At 68.4% G+C, this 14,360-nt stretch carries 10 protein-coding genes; 5 read left to right on the forward strand and 5 right to left on the reverse strand.

Features of this window, described 5'->3' with window-relative positions:
• Positions 1 to 15 precede the first annotated feature (15 nt).
• The 3 genes from G3M62_RS12705 to G3M62_RS12715 all read left to right on the forward strand — a co-directional run bounded on the left by G3M62_RS12705 (position 16) and on the right by G3M62_RS12715 (position 6,288).
• Positions 16 to 1,011: a FecR family protein gene (locus tag G3M62_RS12705; RefSeq protein WP_281360058.1), complete on the forward strand. Its 996-nt coding sequence runs from the start codon at positions 16 to 18 to the stop codon at positions 1,009 to 1,011.
• Positions 1,012 to 1,102: 91 nt separating this feature from the next.
• A complete protein-coding gene (locus G3M62_RS12710; RefSeq protein WP_165187518.1) occupies positions 1,103 to 4,084 on the forward strand; it encodes a TonB-dependent receptor in 2,982 nt (993 codons plus the stop codon).
• An 89-nt stretch (positions 4,085 to 4,173) separates the two neighbouring features.
• Positions 4,174 to 6,288, forward strand: coding sequence for a phosphocholine-specific phospholipase C (locus tag G3M62_RS12715; protein WP_165187519.1), 2,115 nt, complete (start codon positions 4,174 to 4,176; stop codon positions 6,286 to 6,288).
• A gap of 16 nt (positions 6,289 to 6,304) precedes the next feature.
• On the opposite strand, the gene G3M62_RS12720 is transcribed toward G3M62_RS12715, so the two are convergent.
• On the reverse strand, positions 6,305 to 7,627 hold the full coding sequence (locus tag G3M62_RS12720) for a DUF5690 family protein (protein ID WP_165187520.1): 1,323 nt from the start codon (positions 7,625 to 7,627) through the stop codon (positions 6,305 to 6,307).
• Between the two features lie 92 nt (positions 7,628 to 7,719).
• Entirely contained in the window at positions 7,720 to 8,436 is a 717-nt protein-coding gene (locus G3M62_RS12725) for a UTRA domain-containing protein (RefSeq protein ID WP_165187521.1), read from the reverse strand.
• A 183-nt stretch (positions 8,437 to 8,619) separates the two neighbouring features.
• On the opposite strand from G3M62_RS12725, the gene G3M62_RS12730 reads away from it, so the two are divergent.
• Complete coding sequence (locus tag G3M62_RS12730; RefSeq protein ID WP_165187522.1) at positions 8,620 to 10,758, forward strand: phosphocholine-specific phospholipase C; 2,139 nt, start codon at positions 8,620 to 8,622, stop codon at positions 10,756 to 10,758.
• A gap of 49 nt (positions 10,759 to 10,807) precedes the next feature.
• A complete protein-coding gene (locus G3M62_RS12735) occupies positions 10,808 to 11,383 on the forward strand; it encodes an HD domain-containing protein (protein ID WP_165187524.1) in 576 nt (191 codons plus the stop codon).
• Positions 11,384 to 11,442: 59 nt separating this feature from the next.
• Here G3M62_RS12735 and phnX read toward each other — a convergent pair whose 3' ends face one another.
• From phnX to G3M62_RS12750, 3 genes are read right to left on the reverse strand one after another with little or no spacing between them, the layout of a single operon-like run.
• Positions 11,443 to 12,255 carry a phosphonoacetaldehyde hydrolase gene (phnX, locus tag G3M62_RS12740; protein ID WP_165187526.1) on the reverse strand — a complete coding sequence of 271 codons (813 nt, stop codon included), beginning with the start codon at positions 12,253 to 12,255 and terminating at the stop codon, positions 11,443 to 11,445.
• Positions 12,252 to 13,394, reverse strand: a complete 1,143-nt coding sequence (locus tag G3M62_RS12745) for a TIGR03364 family FAD-dependent oxidoreductase (RefSeq protein ID WP_165187528.1) — start codon at positions 13,392 to 13,394, stop codon at positions 12,252 to 12,254. The genes phnX and G3M62_RS12745 overlap by 4 nt, the downstream gene beginning before the upstream one ends.
• Complete coding sequence (locus G3M62_RS12750) at positions 13,391 to 14,359, reverse strand: aspartyl/asparaginyl beta-hydroxylase domain-containing protein (protein WP_165187530.1); 969 nt, start codon at positions 14,357 to 14,359, stop codon at positions 13,391 to 13,393. Before G3M62_RS12750 ends, G3M62_RS12745 begins: the two co-directional genes overlap by 4 nt.
• Position 14,360: the final 1 nt, after the last annotated feature.

Here is a 14,360-nt window from a genome sequence, read left to right on the forward strand (position 1 = left end):
AGCCGCCCCTCCGACATGCTCGACTGTCTCGCCCGCCTCTTGGAACGTCAGCCGCGAACGGCGGAGGACTGGGTCGTGCGCCTGGGTCGCCCCAAGGTCTCGCCTCGCGACCTGAACGCGTTCGAGGCTTGGCTGAATGTCGATCCGCGCCATCTCGAGGACTACAGCGCCCTAAAGGCGACGGTTCGCGAGAGCCAGGCTTTGCGCGCCGAGTTCGTCGGCGACCTGAACTTGATCCCCCGCACCGCGAAAGCTCGCCGCCGTCCGCGCGCCATCTGGCTGGCCCCTGTCGTTGGCGGCCTGGCCGCCGCCGCTCTGGTCATGGTCGTGTGGCCAGCCGGAGATCCGATGGCCGGCGCGACGACCTACCAGACCGCCGTCGGCGAGATCCGCGAGATCGTGCTGACCGACGGCTCGCGCGTGACCCTCGACACCGCCACAACTCTGCGGGCGCGCTTGGATGGCCCCGTGCGTCGGATCGCGCTGGACAAGGGAACCGCCTATTTCGCCGTCGCCCACGACAAGACTCATCCGTTCCAAGTGGCCCTGGCCGACCGCCAGGTGATCGTCACCGGCACGCACTTCACCACCGGCGTCCGGGACGGCCAAGCCCAGGTGACGGTGCTGGAGGGCAGCGTGGCGGTCAGCCGTGTTCATCCCGATCAAACCGACGCGCTACGCGACGCCACGCGCCTGAAACCGGGCGATCAGGTTTCGTACCGCGCCGGCGCGCCGCTGATGCGTGAGGCGCGTGTCGATCCGGCCCAAGCCGCCGCCTGGCGCGAGCATCGATTGATCTTCCAGGACGTCGCCTTGACCGAGGTCGTGGCCGAGTTGTCACGCTACACCGCGACCCGAATCCGGATCGCCGATCCGGCTCTGGGACGTCGCCGGGTCACCGCCATCTTCCCCCTGGACGGCGCCGACTCCGTGATCGCTCGGGCCGACCGCCTGCTGCCGATCAGCGTGACCCGCACCGGTCCTGGCGAGGTGACGGTCCAGGCGCGCTGACGACCTTTTCAAGCAAGCCCGGCATCGCAAGTCTGTCATCAACCCGCGATACCAAACCTCCGGGTGCGCAGGGGGCTCCGTTCGTCGTCAGATGCCGTTTCGTCGCGCGCTCGCCGTCATCGCAGCCGCCGGCGTTCCGCTGGCCGTCGTGGCGTCGCCGGTCCAGGCCGCGGCCGCCTTCCATATTCCCGCCCAGGACGCCCGCACCGCCCTGATGGCCCTGTGCCTGAAGGGCGGCTGCGCCTTCGCCTTCGTGGTCGAGCCGGGGCGCGCCTATCGCACCAACGCGGTCGACGGCGTCATGTCGTGGCGAACCGCCGTCAATCGAATGCTGGCCGGCACCGGCCTGCGTCACGAGTTCATCGATCAGCGCTCCGTGCGGATCTGGGCCGAGGCCTCTCCCCCCCTGCCTCCATCGCGCGCGCCTTCCGTCGATCCGGGTCCCGCCGAGGTCGACGCCGTAACCGTGACGGCCAGCTTTTCCGAAGGCATAGAGGCTTCGCTGGTCGCCAAGCGTCGCGCCGACGCGATCATCGATTCCGTCTCGGCCGGCCGGATGGGCGAGCTGCCGGCCGCCAACCTGGCCGAGGCCCTGCAGCGCGTCCCGGGCGTAGCCATCGAGCGCGAGGTCGGCGAGGGCCAGTTCGTCAGCGTTCGCGGCCTGGGTCCTCTATTCCAATCGGTGACCCTGAACGGCGCGCCGGTGGCGTTCAACGAGAACATCCGCAACTCCACTCAGAGCGGCCGGCAGTTCCGTTTCCGAGCCCTGTCGGCTGATCTGCTGGCCGGGGCGGTGCTGGCCAAGTCGCCGACCGCCGACCTGATCGACGGCGGCATCGGCTCCAATATCGACATCCGCACCGTGAGAGGCCTGGATGGTCCAAGCTACCTGTCGGCGCGGATCGACGGACACATCGAGGAACGTTCCGGTGTGGTTTCCCCCGACGTGGCGTTGTCGGGTCGCTGGCGACGAGGCGACGGCGCGCTCGGCGTGGTCGGCGGCGTCTCCACCGAGACGCGCGAAGTGCGCTACGACCGCTTCCAGATCCAGCGCTGGCGCGACATCCAGATCGGCGGGCGCGCCGTGCTCACGCCGAACGACCTGCGCACGACGGTCGAACGCGAGGATCGCCGCAGGGCCACGGCGTTCGCCGGCCTGGAGTGGCGGCCGTCGAACCAGACGACGATCGAGCTGAACGCCCTGGCCTCGCGGTTCGACAACGCCATCCGCGAGGACCGGATCATCTATGAAATTGGTGATCGGGCCGCCACGCCTGCTCTGGAGCCGGCCAGCCTGGTGGTCACAGACGGGGTGATGACCGCCGCGCGACTGACGGCCGGCCAAGTCAGCAACAACACCGAAATCTCCGACCAGGCCCATGACAGTCTGTCGCTGAACCTTTCGGCCCAGACCCGCTTGGGCGCATGGAGCGTCACGCCTCGCCTCAGTTGGTCACGCGCCCGTTCGGGCCTCGACACACCGCTGCAACGCATCGCGGCGGAGTCGCCGGAGGGCGTCGGCTATCGTTTCGACCTCGGCCCGGATCTGGTGGACGCACGCCAGATGCCGGTTCTCGACACCACCTTCGACCTGACCGACCCGCGCGCCCTGACCTATGCGCGCTATGGCGTGCGGGCGACCAATGTCGAGGACCACGACCGCACCGCCTTGCTGGCCGGCCAGCGACCGGTCGACATTCATCTTGGCCCCCTCCGCTTTGAACGCCTGGACCTCGGCGCCCAGCTCAGCGACCGGGGTCGTGACTACCAGCGGCGCGACCGCGAGGCGGTGTTGAGGCCCGGTGAGGTCATCTCGCCCGGCTTCTTCGATATCCACACGCCCAATGACGTGTTCGGCGGCTTGATCACCACGCGCACCGGCCCGTGGACGGCCATCGACTTCTCCGCCTTTCGGGCCGCCTTCGTCCTGCCGGGCGAGGCCGACACGGTGATCGTCCAGGCGCAAGACCTGAACCCGACCGGCGCCGACCTGCAGAACTCCTACAAGGTCGGCGAGCAGATCGCGGCCCTCTACGGCCGGACGGACTTCGCCACGACCATCCTCGGGCGCCCCGCCTCGGGCAATCTGGGCCTGCGCGTCAGCCGCACGCGGACGCGGGTGGAGGGCTCGTTGCTCGGCGTTTCCCCGACCGGCGAACTGGAGGTGCACCCGGTCGAGCACGGCGGCGCCTATCTGGTCGCCCTGCCCAGCGCCAACCTCGCCATTGAACTGAATCCGACCTGGCGGCTTCGCCTGGCCGCTTCGCGCAGCATCACCCGGCCGTCACTGGCCGACCTGCGCTCGGCGACCATTCCGGCCAGCAGCCTGGTCTCCACACTTTACAATCGCGGCCAGGCCGAGATCGATCATCCCTCGCCCGACACTCTGTTCAGCGGCGTGGGCGGTAACCCGGACCTGAAACCCTACATCTCTACCAATCTCGACGCCTCGCTGGAGCGGGACTTCGCGGGCTTCGGCGGCTTCAGCCTGGCGGCCTTTCACAAGACCATCGACGACTACATCACCCAGACCGCCAGCCCCGAGCGCCTGGCCTTCGCCACCCGCGCCGGACCGCCGGTGACGGCTACCGTGATGATGGCCAGGCCCCGTAACACAGGCCGCGCCCAGGTATCGGGCGTGGAGATTGCCTTCAGCCGCCGCTTCCCCGGCGGGCTTGGCGTCTGGACCAGCGCCACCCTGATCGACGCCGAGACGCGCAATCGCGTCACCGGCGAGCACAATCGGCTGAACGGAGTTTCCCGCCTCTCCTACTCGATCAGCCCCTTCGTCGAGCGCGGTCCGCTACACGCCCATCTCTCGTGGACCTGGCGCTCTTCGTTCGGTTCGGAGGCCGACATGCAGGGCGGTGGCGTGTCGAGCTTCGTCGTCGCCGATGCGGGCTATCTGGACGTCGCGGGCTCGTACGATCTGGGCCGCTCGATGGTGCTGTTCGTCGAGGCCAGCAACCTGACCGACACCACCGAAGCGGCCTTCGAGGGACGACCGGGGCGGCCCCTGCAGATTGGCCGCGCGGGTCGCGCCTTCGGCGTGGGCTTCAGGATGCGACTGTAGCCTCGCCGTCCCTCAACCGCCCGATCTGTCACCTCACGGACATCTGGCGTGGCTAGACAGTGAACCAGCATCACCTTTCGGAACGTTCCATGCCCCCAGTCGATCGTCGCGCCTTCCTGCTCTCCGCGACCGCCGCGCTGGCCTTGCCGCCGACCCTCGCCAAGGCCGCGGCCATCCCCGCGGACGTGCGCACCGGCACGCTGAAGGACGTGGAGCACGTGGTGATCCTGATGCAGGAGAACCGCGCCTTCGATCACTATTTCGGCGTGATGAATGGCGTCCGGGGCTTTGGCGATCGCTTCCCGATCCCGCTGCCCGATAGTCCTGGCTTGCGCCACAAGACGGTTTGGACCCAGGTCAACGACACGGCGAAGGGCGGGCCGCCGCTCATCTCGCCCTTCCCGTTGGACACGATAAAGACCTTCGCCCACATGCGGGTCGAGAGCACGCCCCATAGCTGGTCCGACGCCCACGCCGCCTGGAACGAAGGCCGCATGAACCGCTGGCCCGCCGCCAAGACCGAGCGCGCCATGGGCTATTACCGCCGCGAAGACATCCCGTTCCAGTACGCGATGGCCGACGCCTTCACGCTCTGCGACGCCTATCACTGCTCGACCCAGACCGGCACCAACACCAACCGTCTGTTCCTGTGGACGGCCACCAACGACCCGTCCGGCCAGCATGGCGGCCCTTCCATCTCCAACAGCCACGACAGCTTCGTGGCCGACGGCGGCGCGGCCGATCCCTATCGCTGGACGACCTATGCCGAGCGGCTGCTGGCGGCCGGCGTGACCTGGCGCATCTACCAGGACATGGCCGACAATTTCACCGACAATCCCACGGCCGGGTTCAAGGCCTATCGCGACAGCCACGACGGCGTCGCGGGCTCGGACCCGCGCCTCAAGGTCCTGGCGCTGTCGACCCGCAAGCTGGATGGCCTGCGCGAGGACGTGTTGGCGGGAGCCCTGCCGCAGGTGTCCTACATCGTCGCCCCGGCCGCCGATTCCGAGCATCCCAGCCCCTCCAGCCCCGCCCAGGGCGCGGACTACACCGCCCGGGTGATCGACGCCCTGACCGCCGATCCCAAGGTCTGGGCGCGGACCGTGCTGTTGGTGATGTTCGACGAGAACGACGGCTTCTTCGACCACGTCCCGCCACCGGCCCCGCCCTCGAAGACCCCTGACGGAACGGTTCTGGGCGCCTCGACGGTCGATACCACCGGCGAATATCACCTGGTGCGCAATCCTACCGAGGCCCCAGCCGAGCGTGATGAGCTCATGGGCCGTCCGTATGGCCTTGGCCCGCGGGTTCCGCTCTACGTGCTGTCGCCTTGGAGCCGTGGCGGCTGGGTCAATTCGCAGGTCTTCGACCACACCTCGGTGATCCGTTTCCTGGAAACGCGGTTCGGGGTGATGGAGCCCAACATCTCGCCCTGGCGACGGGCGGTTTGCGGCGACCTGACCAGCGCCTTCGACTTCAAGACACCGAACGACACGCCCTTCGCCAAGGGTTTGCCCGCCACGCAAACCCTGGCCGCTCGAGCCGCGGCGCTGAAGGACACCATCGTACCGCCGACGCCGGCCGCGCCGGCGATCCCGGCGCAGGCGACCGGTCCCCGCCCCTCACGCGCCCTGCCCTACGCCCTGCGCGTGGACGAAGGCGCACAGGACGACCGCCTGACGCTGACCCTCGCCAATGAGGGAGCGCAAACGGCGGTGTTTCATGTCTACGACCGCCTGCGTCTCGACCAGGCGCCACGTCGCTACACCATCGAGCCGGGCAAGCAGGCCAGCGACGCTTGGCCGGTCGGCGCCTACGACCTGTGGATTCTGGGGCCGAACGGCTTCCACCGTCACTTCGTCGGCGGCGCGCCGGGCAAGGATCCGATCCTGCGGGTCCTGACGTCTCCGACCGAAGGCCTAGTCGGTCTGAGCCTGCGCAATCCCGGCGGCGCGGCCAAGACCCTGACCGCCACGCCCAACGCCTACAAGACCGCGTTCCGCCCCTGGAAAATGACGCTGCCGCCGATGCGCGACATCCGCAGGGACCTGCGCGTGAAGGCGACCGGGGGATGGTACGACGTGTCGATCGAAGCCGACGGTTACCTGCGCCACGTGGCCGGACGATTGGAGATGGGCGTCGATTCCATCAGCGATCCGGCCATGGGCGGCATGGCGATCATGGATCAGCCGTTCCGGAAGTGAACGGGCTTCCCCCAGGTCAGGCGGCCGCGTCCTGGACGGCGGCCGCCTCCGGGATGCGAGCGTCGTGCGTTGAACGACGGCGCAGGAAATAGACGCCGGCCAGGATCGTGCAGACCGCGCCGACGACGCTGGTCGCATAGGCGCTGGCGATGAAGAACCCCAGCCAGTCCAGCCGGACCATGGCGAAGTTGCGCCACACCAGCAGGGCGACACTGCCCAGATAGCCTGAAGCGTCGGCCACATAGATCAGGAAGCCCGCCGTGCCGACCCGACCGCTGAAGGCGATCATGCGATCGAACAGCATGGCGTTGAATGGCGTGTAGGCCATGTAGAGACCCGCGCCCGTCAGGATCATCCAGGTCAGGGACGCCAGCAGGTGGGCCTGGAAGGCCAGCGTCGAGAGGCCCAGCAACAGGAAGCCGGCCAGGATCACGCCGTGCATCACCAGCAGGGCCCGAAGGTTGTCGCGCACCAGCATGACCGCGCCCATCACGGCCAGGGCGATGACCGCCACGGGAAGCTCACTGGCGGTGAAGACGCCGGAGGCTTCGCCGAAGCCCAGGGCGGTCCAGAGCTCGGCGGCGAAGTTGTCACGGAAGTCGCGGAAAGCGGTCAGCAGCACATAGGCCATCACAAGCAGGATGACGCCGGGCGCGTAGGCGGCCAGGAAGGCGCGGCGCTGGGCGCGGTCCATCGGCTGGCGGCGCACGCGGGCGGCTTCATCGGCCGGACTGGGCGGCGGCATCTGCACCAGGGCCCAGACCGACACCGCCAGTAGCGGCAGGAAGATCGCGCCGGTGGCGGCGGGCATCCAGAATGGCGAGACATGGTGGTCGACCATCAGCCACTTGCCGACCGACTTCACCACGCCCGACGACAGGATGAAGCTGGCGCAGAGGATGGCGCCCAGCACCTCGGACGTGCGTCGCCCTTCCATGAAGCCAAACACCAGTCCCCAGATCATGCCCAGCGGCAGACCGTTCAGGAACAGGGCCGCGACGTTCCAGGGCGCGGGCACGACCGCGAAGGCCAGCAGGGCCAGCCAGGAAATGCCGATCAGGCCCAGGATCGCCGCGCCGCGCCGCGATGGGGCGATTTCGGAGATCACCTTGACCCCGATCATCTTGGAGGCGGCGTAACCGGCCACCTGGGCCAGCACCAGGGCGATCTTGTAGTCGACGGCGAAGGTCCAGCCATCGACCACCCCGAAGGTCGCCGCCGCGAACGGCTTTCGAAAGGCGTACATCGAGAAATAGGCGCAGAAGCCAGCCAGACCCGCGAACAGGGTGAACGCCAGTGGATTGGCGCGTTCCAGCCAACGCCGAGGACCTGAAGTCATGAAAGCGCCCTTTAATAGAGCATTTTGGTCTATACCAAATCCAAGACAACTGGATGACGGCCTTGCGGGCCCGTCACGACCCGCCTCATGGCCTATCGCACGCGAATGTCGACGCTGACCTTCAAGGCGTCATGACGCCAATATTCACGGTCGAACTCGACCACGCGCCCCTGGGCGTCATAGCAGGTTCGGATCACGCTGAGGCCCGGCAACCCCGACTTGACCCGAAGGGCCTCGGCGACGTCACGGGTCAGGGCGCAGGGCTGCATGTCGACCTTGTTGCGCGCGACGCCGATGCCATAGACCGACTTCAGGACGCTGGTGAGCGAACCGTCGAGATCGTGTTCCACGAGGCCCGGGGCCAAGGACGCGTCGACGACGATGCTCTCGATCAGGACGGCCCGGCCGTCGATCAGGCGCCGGCGGCGGATCCAGTACATCGGCGCTCCGACCGGACGGGAAAAGATCTGGGCCAGCATACCGTCGCAGGCGATCTCGACCTTGCTGAGCGTCTCGGTCTCCGGCCGCCGCCCTTGGGCTTCGACGTACGACATGAAACCTTCCCAGCGGGTCGGATCGTAGACCACGGGCGGCGGCGAGACGTACCAGCCGCTCCGGTCCTTGCGGTAAATGATCCCTTCGGCTTCCAGTTGGAACAGCGCCTCGCGGATGGTGCCGCGCGCCACCCCGCCGCCGACCTGCATCTGACGCTCGGATGGCAAGCGCTCGCCTGGCTTGATTTCGCCGCCCGCGATGCGCGCGGCGATGTCGTCACGCACGCCGATATATTGGAGATCGGGTTGTTGCATCGGACGACCTGGCCAGCGGTCGAATCCCGCCACCGCGGGATGATGGGAGGCCGCCCCTCCGGGGTCAAGGAACTGGATCAGACCACTGACGAGCCGGCATGAACCGGATCAGGCCGTCACGAAAGTTTCGCCGACAGCTTCCAATATCTGGTCTATACCAAAATTGTCACTGGGAGATGGGCCATGGCCACCAATCGTCGCGCCTTTTTGCGCACAGCCGCCGGCGGCGTGACCGCCAGCGCGGCCATGGGCCTGCTGCCGGCCACCGTCCGCAAGGCCATGGCCATCCCCGCGCGCCACCGCACCGGCACAATCATGGACGTCGAGCACGTCGTGATCTTCATGCAAGAGAACCGCGCGTTCGACCACTATTTCGGCGCGCTCAACGGCGTGCGGGGTCTGGGCGATCCGCGCCCACAGCGTCTGCCCGGCGGCGCTTCGGTGTGGCGCCAACCGAGCAAGGAACATCCGGACGGTTTCGTGGCGCCCTTCTACGGCGACTCCAAGATCACCAACGCCTACACCGTTGACGGCTCGGAGCAAGGCCATCAGGGCGCGACCACCATCGTCAACGGCGGCCGCTACGACCAGTGGGGCCACTCGGGCGAACTGCACAAGCGAATGGTCTACTACAAGGCCTCGGACCTGCCGTTCTATCACGCCCTGGCCAGCGCCTTCACGATCTGCGACGCCTATCACTGCTCGACCCTGACCCAGACCTATCCGAACCGCCTGCATCTTTGGACGGGCTGCAACGGCGGGGGCAAGGTCGGCGGCGATCCGGAGATGAGCAACTACGGCGAGGACGACACGCCCAGCGCCGATATGGCCGAAGACAAGGTCATGGCCAACGGGCCGCACGATTGGACGACCTATGCCGAGCGACTGCAGGCCGCAGGGGTCAGCTGGAAGGTCTATCAAGAGTACGACAATTTCGGCGACAACATCCTGTCGGTGTTCAGGCCGTTCCGCCCGTGCGACAAGGACTCGCCGTTGTATGAGCGTGGTCGCTCGTGGGTGTCGGAAGGCAAGACCGGCGCCGACCGCACCCGCTCGGACGGCGAACAGCTGGTCGAGGCCTTCCGCGCCGACGTCGCCGCCGACCGCCTGCCGCAGGTGTCGTGGATCGTCACCGCCGCCGACCTGTCCGAACACCCCCAGGCCGAGCCCTCGAAGGGCGAACACGTCTGCGCCGAGCTGATCAAAGCGCTGGTCGACAACCCCGAGGTGTTCGCCAAGACCGTGTTCATCGTCAATTACGACGAGGCCGGCGGCTTCTACGACCACATGCAGCCGCCCATGCCGCCGCTGACGCCCGAACAGGGCTGGAGTTCGGTCTCGGTCGCGGGCGAGGCCAAGGACTATGGCGACGACACCAAGCTGGCCAATACGGGCGCCCATCCGCTGGGCCTGGGCATCCGCGTGCCCGCGCTCATCGTCTCGCCGTGGAGCCGGGGCGGCTTCGTCTGCTCGGAGGTGTTCGACCACACCTCGACCCTGCGATTCCTGGAGAAGCGCTTCGGGGTGCGCGAGGACAATATCAGCGACTGGCGCCGGACGGTCTGCGGCGACCTGACCTCGGCCTTCGACTTCGCCACGCCCAACCAGGATTGGACGGCCCTGACCCTGCCGCAGACCGCCGACTACATGGCGCGCGTGACGCGGTCCAAGGCCGCCCCGACCCTGAAGATCCCCGAAAAGCAGACGGCGTCATCTCAGGAAGGGCCTCAACGTGGCGCGCGTCCCCTGCCCTACGCGCTGTCGGCCGACGCCCGGGTTCGCGACGGCGGCCTCTGGATCGACCTCGTCAACAAGGGTCGGACGGGCGCGGTGTTCCAGGTGTTCGACAACACCGACCGCGACGGGCCCTGGCGCTTCACCCTGGCGGCCGGCGAGACCTACGCGGCCGGGCACTGGAACCACACGGGTCGCGCGCCGGGGCGCTACGACCTGACAGTCCACGGCCCGAACGGCTTCTATCGGCGGTTCGCCGGCGACACGTCACGGCCCCAGCCCAGCGTGTCGGTCGCCGCCGACGCCCGCTCCCGCCTGGTCGTAAGCCTGACCGGCGTCGCCGCGACTTCGGTCACGGCGCACATGAACGAGGCCTATCCGCTGGCCGAAGGCGAAGCGCGCCAGACCTTGACCCTGGCCCCCAACGGCGTCGTCCGCTCGGTCTGGGACCTGCGCGGCAGTGACCATTGGTACGACCTGACCCTGACCTTGGCGGACGATCCCTCGTTCACCCAGCGCCTGGCCGGTCACTTCGAAACCGGCCGCGCCAGCCGCACCGACCCCGGAATCGGCCGAATGCGCCTGTGAGTCAGACGCCAAATCCTTTTTACAGTTCAAAACCTTGTACGGATATTTGATGACCTCTCGCCCTACGGCCGATGCTTTCGTGGCCGAGCTTGCCGATCTCTTCGCTCAATTGGGCAACCTTCACTACGGGGAGGACGTCAGCCAACTGGAACATGCGTTGCAGACGGCGCACCACGCCAAGGTCGACGGCGCGCCGCCGGCCCTGGTCGCCGCCGCCCTGCTGCACGACGTCGGCCACATGATGCAGAAGGCCGGCGAAAACGCCGCCGACCGGGGCATCGACACCCGCCATGAGCACATCAGCGCCGGCTATCTGGCGCGAGCGTTCGGTCCCGAAGTGACCGAACCGATCCGCCTGCACGTGGCGGCCAAGCGGTACCGAGTGGCTGTCGACCCGGCTTATCACGAGCGTCTCAGCAAGGCGTCACTGCAGAGCCTGGCCTTGCAAGGCGGTCCGATGAGTCCGGACGAGGTCGAGACGTTCCTGGCCGATCCGGCGGCCCAAGCCGCGCTGCGGCTGCGCGGCTATGACGAGGCCGGCAAAGCGCCCGAAGCCGAGGTGGCCGGCTTCGAAACCTATCACGATCTTCTTCGCGACCTGATCGACCGCGCGCGCCGAGCTTAGCCCCGCTAAGTCGACGATCGCGACCCCGCGTCCTCCACGGCCGAGGACGCGGGGTTTTTCTAGCGCGGCGCCTCGCCACACGCGATCCGCGACGCGATATCCGCCAGCACGGGCCCGAGGTCGGCGACGCTCTCGACCACATAGTGCGCGCCGGCGTCGCGCAGCGCCTTGGCCGACGCCTCGATCCGCGCGACACGCTCGGCGGCGGGCAGGATCGCCAGCACGCCCTGCTCCAGGCCCACGCCGTTGCCCGAGGCCGACAGGCCGACGGTCCAGGCGCCGACCTCCAGCCCCTCGCCGATGCCGACGACCGCGTCGTCAACCTTGACGCAGGCCCGCGCCGGCCAGGCGCCGAGCTCGACCAGGGCCTTCCACATCATCAACGGCGAGGGCCGCCCCTGCGCGGTCTCACCGGCGCAGACCACCACGTCGGGCGCGTAGCCCTGGCTTGCGGCCAGCGGCAGGATGTCGGCCATCATCGGACGCGTATAGCCCGTGGTGGAGCCGATCTTCACGCCCTGCGCGCGCAGATCGGCGGCCAGCTCGGCCGCGCCAGGGATCAGCTTGGCGCAATCGCGGGCGGCCGCGCGCATCTTCGGCTCGACGGCGTCATGCAGGCGATCGACATCGGTCTCGGTCGACACCACGCCGTGAAGTTCTGTCCAAAGGCCGGCGATGCGGGGCATGGCGAGCAGCGCCCTCACGTGATCGCGTTTGGCCCGTCCCATGTCGGCCCGCGCCTCGGTTTCGGAAATCTCGATTCCGGTCGCGGCGAACACGTCGCGCAACGCCATGACGGGCGCGCGGCAGCCGAAGTCGATCATCGTGCCGGCCCAGTCGAAGACGACGGCCTGGATAGGACTTCCGGTCATGCGATGGCTCCCTGGGGCAGGTCGTAGAGGTCGGCGATCACGTCCTCGGCCAGGCCGAAGGCGGTCGAGGCGCCGGTGCCGCTGGTCACGGTCACCAGGCGCACATCCGGCAAGGGCGCTTCGACCAGGCTGTGACCAGCAGCCGAGGCGTAGGTTCCCGTCCAGCGCTCCAGCACCGGCGGCGGCGTCTGGCCGAACACCTGGACGAATTCGTCCAGGATCAGAGCATCGACATCGTCGCGGGCGAAGGGGTCTGGCGTGGCGGCGTAGTGATGGCTGTCGCCCACCACCAGCGAGCCGTCGGCGCTTTGCACCACGATCAAGTGAACGCCGTGCTCCAGGTGCGCGCCCTGCTCCGCCTCCAGCCGCGCGCGCAGAGCTGCCGCCTGCGGCAGGTCGGCATAGCCCAGATAGCGGACCAGGCCGAGATCGGACATCACCGGCGCGGGCAGGCGCCAGCCCGGATCGGCCAGGCGCAGCATCTGCAGTTTGCAGCGCGTGACTTCGGCGCGGGCGAAACGGTCCGGAAACAGGGTGACGAGATCGTCGCCCGGGCACACCACGATGGCGTCGGCGCGAATGAGGCCGGCCGAGGTTTCCAAGCGCCCGGTCTCGACGCCGTGCACGGCCACGCCGCGCAGGAAGACGACCCCATGAGCGGCCGCCAGCCAGGCGGCCAGTCGGGGGATGGCGGTGCGGGACTCGACACGCAGATCGACTTGGCTGGTCAAGCCGCCCAGCACCCCGCCCTGCCCCGGCAACCGATCGCCAAGATCGTCGGCGTCGCGCCAGGCGCAACCTTCGGCCATCTCGGTCTCGAGGAACGCCTCCAGCACCGCCTTGGCCTCGGGCCGGCGAGCGATCATTGTCAGGCCGCGTTGCAGAACCTCGATCCCGGCGGGTCCGGCGATCTCGTTCCAGACCCGCGCCGACCGACGGGCGCGCCGCCACACCTCGCCCCGCGCCTGACCCGTGACGGTCACGAAGCCGAAATTGCGCACCGAGGCGCCGTTGGCCTGGGCGTCGCGGTCGATGATCACGACACGCTTGCCAAGGCGCGCGGCGGCCAAGGCGTGGGCCAGGCCCACGACGCCGGCCCCGACCACGGCGAGATCGAAGTGCTCTTCCAAATTCGTCATCCTTGCCCGGAGGTTCCCGGCATGACTTCGTCCACGACCAGGTGCTGCAACACGCGCTTCTCCAGCACCAACAGCGCACTGACATCGTTGGTGCGCATGACCAGTCCGGCGGCCAGCGGCCTGGCGGCCTCGTGCACGGCGCCGGCCAGACGCAGGAATTCCGATCGACCTTGCCCGCCGACGCCATGCAGCGCGCAAAGCTGGCGCCAGTCGAGCACGAAGCTGTCCAGCAGCAGGCTGAACCGCGCGGCGCGCGCCCTGGCCTCCGCGCTATCCGTGGCGGTCGTCAGCTCCGCGCGCAGATCGTCGAGCAGCCACTGCGCTTCGGCGGCGGGCATCACGGGTGAGCGCTGGGCGTTCTCGGTGAGCAATTCCGGGCTGATCTTCGGGTCCCAGGCCAGCGTTCGCCACTGCTCGCGCGGCGGAGCCCGCCCACGGACGAACTGCCAGAAGGCCGCCGTGCCGGTGGTGTCCGCGACCAGATGGATGCGCTCGGCGTCGGCCCTGTTCTCCACATGGTGCCGGCGCCAGTTGTCGAAGATCCAGGCCTCCCCCGCGGCCATGTGCACGGACTGCCCGTCGCAATGGAAGCGCACCGCCGGTTGGGTGAAGACCGGGATGTGCAGCCGAACTCGCGTATGCCAGTGGTAGTTGATGTCGGCATGCTCGGGCACGTCAGCGCCCGGCGCCAGACGCATCAGCCGCGAGCGGCTCCAGACCACGCCGAAGCCCGCGAGCACCTGGTGCAGATACGGCATGCCCGCCAACCAGCGCGTCGCCAACATCTGCCCGTGGACGGCGTCCGTTTCGGCCCCCTCGGCGCTGATCAACCGCGCCGCGCTATTGCCGGCCAGACTGTCGGGGTGCGACACCCAGGCCTCGGCCGGCAAAGCGGCCACCTCGGCCTGCAGGCGCGCCACGTCGAACAGCACGGGCAGCTGGAAGAAAGGTTGCGACAGTCGCATG

This window comes from Caulobacter soli, assembly GCF_011045195.1.
GTDB classification, from domain to species: Bacteria; Pseudomonadota; Alphaproteobacteria; order Caulobacterales; family Caulobacteraceae; genus Caulobacter; species Caulobacter soli.